The sequence below is a fragment of the Paraburkholderia sp. genome (assembly GCF_036488795.1).
Classification (GTDB): Bacteria; Pseudomonadota; Gammaproteobacteria; order Burkholderiales; family Burkholderiaceae; genus Paraburkholderia.
On sequence record NZ_DASXHA010000035.1, the window covers coordinates 1 to 2,816 of the forward strand.

At 62.4% G+C, this 2,816-nt stretch carries 4 protein-coding genes; 3 read left to right on the forward strand and 1 reads right to left on the reverse strand.

The genetic code is table 11. The features are described from left to right. The 3 genes from VGH41_RS04195 to mnmA form a co-directional block, all read left to right on the forward strand. Window positions 1-208: flagellar basal body rod C-terminal domain-containing protein (locus tag VGH41_RS04195; protein WP_331596081.1), on the forward strand; the 208-nt coding region annotated here is incomplete at its 5' end. 103 nt (window positions 209-311) lie between these two features. Beyond that, entirely contained in the window at window positions 312-1,169 is an 858-nt protein-coding gene (locus VGH41_RS04200) for a flagellin (protein WP_331596082.1), read from the forward strand. 39 nt (window positions 1,170-1,208) lie between these two features. Further along, entirely contained in the window at window positions 1,209-2,315 is a 1,107-nt protein-coding gene (mnmA, locus tag VGH41_RS04205) for a tRNA 2-thiouridine(34) synthase MnmA (protein ID WP_331596083.1), read from the forward strand. Here the strand turns inward: mnmA and VGH41_RS04210 are convergent. Beyond that, window positions 2,281-2,736, reverse strand: a complete 456-nt coding sequence (locus VGH41_RS04210) for a hypothetical protein (RefSeq protein WP_331596084.1) — start codon at window positions 2,734-2,736, stop codon at window positions 2,281-2,283. The genes mnmA and VGH41_RS04210 overlap by 35 nt on opposite strands. Window positions 2,737-2,816 lie beyond the last annotated feature (80 nt).

A 2,816-nucleotide genomic window follows, 5' to 3' on the forward strand; every position in this document is an offset into this window, starting at 1 on the left:
GGCGACGCAGAGCCAGGCCTCAAGTTCCAGCGCCACCGAGCAGGGCGACCGTTCGCAGGAGGCGCAATCGCGCCAGTCGCAGGTGTCGGGCGTGAACCTCGATGAAGAATTGTCCAACATGATGATCTACCAGCAGGCCTACAGCGCCGGCGCGCGCATTCTGCAGGTGGTGCAGCAGATGTACGACACATTGCTGCAGGTGCAATAGGAGCGCTTCGATGATCGATCGCGTGGCCAACAATGGGCAAATGCAGTTCCTGCTCGCCCAGATCATGCATGCGAGCGCGGCACTAGGCAAAACCCAGGAGCAGGTGGCGAGCGGCAAGGTATCGTCCGACTATGCCGGCATCGGCAACAAGACGGCCATGCTCGAAGCGGCGCGCTCGGCTTCTTCGCGAACCGATGCCTATCAGTCGGTGACGCAGGCCGCGCTCAACCAGGTCGATCTGCAAGACACGCAACTCACCGCGGTCTCGGGGCTGGCCGACCAGCTTCGACAGGCAGTCACCAAGGCGGTGGCGGACAACGATGCCACCACGCTGATGGCAAATGCGGGTGGCATTTTCGAGCAGCTCAAGCAAATCTTGAATTCCCAGGATGCGGACGGCAACTACATCTATGGCGGCAACAAGGACAATACACCGCCGGTGACCGCGAATTCGATATCGGACCTGTCCTCCCTTTCGTCCGCAAGCGATGCATTTGCGAACGGACATGTTGCCCGCTCCGTCACCGTGGCTGACGGCGAGACGGTGAAGATCGGCGTGCTGGCGTCGGATGTCGGCCAGCAACTGATGCAAGCCCTGAAAGATGTGGCAGATTTCAATGCCGGCCCGAATGGTGGTTTCGGCACCGGCCTGACCCAGGCCCAAGCGAATTTCCTGAGCGGTGAGATCGGCAGCGCCACGGCGGCGAGCCAGAACATCAACAACCTTGCCGCCGTAAACGGCCAGACCTATGCGCAATTGCAGGACGCTTCGGATCGCCAGCAATCAATGTCGACGCTTTACAAAGGGTTCGTTTCCGATCTCGAAGACGTCGATATGGGCGAGGCGATCAGCCGGTTGAACCAGAACCAGGTGGCCTTGCAGGCGGCGCTGCAGGTGACGTCGCAACTGCACCAAATTTCCCTGCTGAACTACCTCCCGGCAAGTGGCACCCCCGGCTGAGGCTTGCGGCTATCTGGGTGCGGCCCTATACGGCGCCTAATGATTGACAGCCGGAAGATGCGCGTTGTGGTCGCGATGTCCGGCGGCGTGGATTCCTCCGTCGCCGCCGCGCTGATGACGCGCGCCGGCCATGAGGTGATCGGCCTCACTCTGCAACTCTACGATCACGGCGTGACGGTCCGGAAGAAAGGCGCCTGTTGTGCCGGCCAGGATATTCACGACGCGCGCCGAGTGGCGGCGTCACTCGGCATTTCGCATTACGTGCTCGATTACGAAGAGCGATTCCGCAAGGCGGTGATCGAGGATTTTGCGGACTCCTATGGCCGCGGCGAGACACCGATTCCGTGCGTGCGCTGCAACGAACGCGTGAAGTTTGCCGACCTGCTGCATGTGGCGCAGGATTTGGGCGCGGACGCGCTCGCCACCGGCCACTATGTGCGCCGCGTGGAATCTCCCAACGGTCCGGAATTGCATACTGCTGCAGATGCCAGCCGCGACCAGAGCTATTTTCTATATCGAACAACCCCGGAGCAGCTTGCGTTCCTGCGGTTTCCGATTGGCGAGATGCAGAAGCACGACGTGCGCGCAATTGCGGCGGAGTTAGATTTATCCGTTGCGGATAAGCCAGACAGTCAGGATATCTGCTTCGTGCCGAACGGGGACTACGCATCCGTCGTGCGGGGCGTGCGGCCCGATGCTGCGCGCCCGGGCGAGATTGTTGGCCTAGACGGCAATGTGCTTGGCGGGCACGATGGCGTGGTCGGCTTCACCGTCGGTCAGCGCAAGGGACTTCGGCTTTCCGGTACTGCCGGTCCACTTTTTGTGGTGAAGCTCGATGCAGGAAATGCGCGCGTGATTGTAGGCCCGCGCGAGGCGCTCCGGGTCCACACGATCCAGTTGCGGGACGTGAACTGGATCGCGCCGCAGTTGGACACGATAGAGTGCGCGGTGAAGGTGCGCTCGACGCGGCCGCCTATTGCCGCGCGGGTCACACTCGCCGGCCCGGGTACCGCGTTCGTCGATATCCCGGCTGGCGAAGAAGCGGTCGCGCCCGGTCAGGCCTGCGTGTTCTACGCGGCGAACGGAACGCGCGTGCTCGGCGGCGGCTGGATTACCGCTTCCGAGCCTTCGCGCGCGGCCGCGTAGCGCGCTTGGCTGCGGGCCGGCGCTTCCGGCTGGCGGCCTTTGCGCTGTTGCGCTTAGCGCTTTTCGAGCGTGCAGCTTTGGCCTTCGGTCGTTTGTGCAGCGGCTGATACACGCCGAGTTTGCCGCCGCCAGGCAAGGTCACTTGCGTCAGGATTCCCCAGCCACGGTTCTGCGCCGGCGTGCAGGCAACGTCGTGCGAATTCATCTCGTCGATGAACGCTTCGATGTCGTCGCACATCAGGAACAATTCGTGCGTTCCGTCGGCGCGGCCCTCGTGAACCGCAATTTCGGAAGGCGGCACGGCGAAGAGGAAAAATCCACCACCGGCATCCACGCTGGGCAATCCCAGCACGTCGCGGAAGAAGGCTTTGTCCGCACCGTCATTGGTGCTCTGGATCATAACATGCGCGCCGACGATCATTGGATTGTCCTTACTGAATTCGCGCAAATAGTGCCACGCCGCGGTGCCTTCTCGCTAGCGCAGGCCGTTGTCTTGACGCC

Bases quoted from the DNA above. Each gene is read 5' to 3' on its own strand.
- VGH41_RS04210 (WP_331596084.1), bottom strand. From the start codon at position 2,736: ATGATCGTCGGCGCGCATGTTATGATCCAGAGCACCAATGACGGTGCG.
- mnmA (WP_331596083.1), top strand. From the start codon at position 1,209: ATGATTGACAGCCGGAAGATGCGCGTTGTGGTCGCGATGTCCGGCGGC.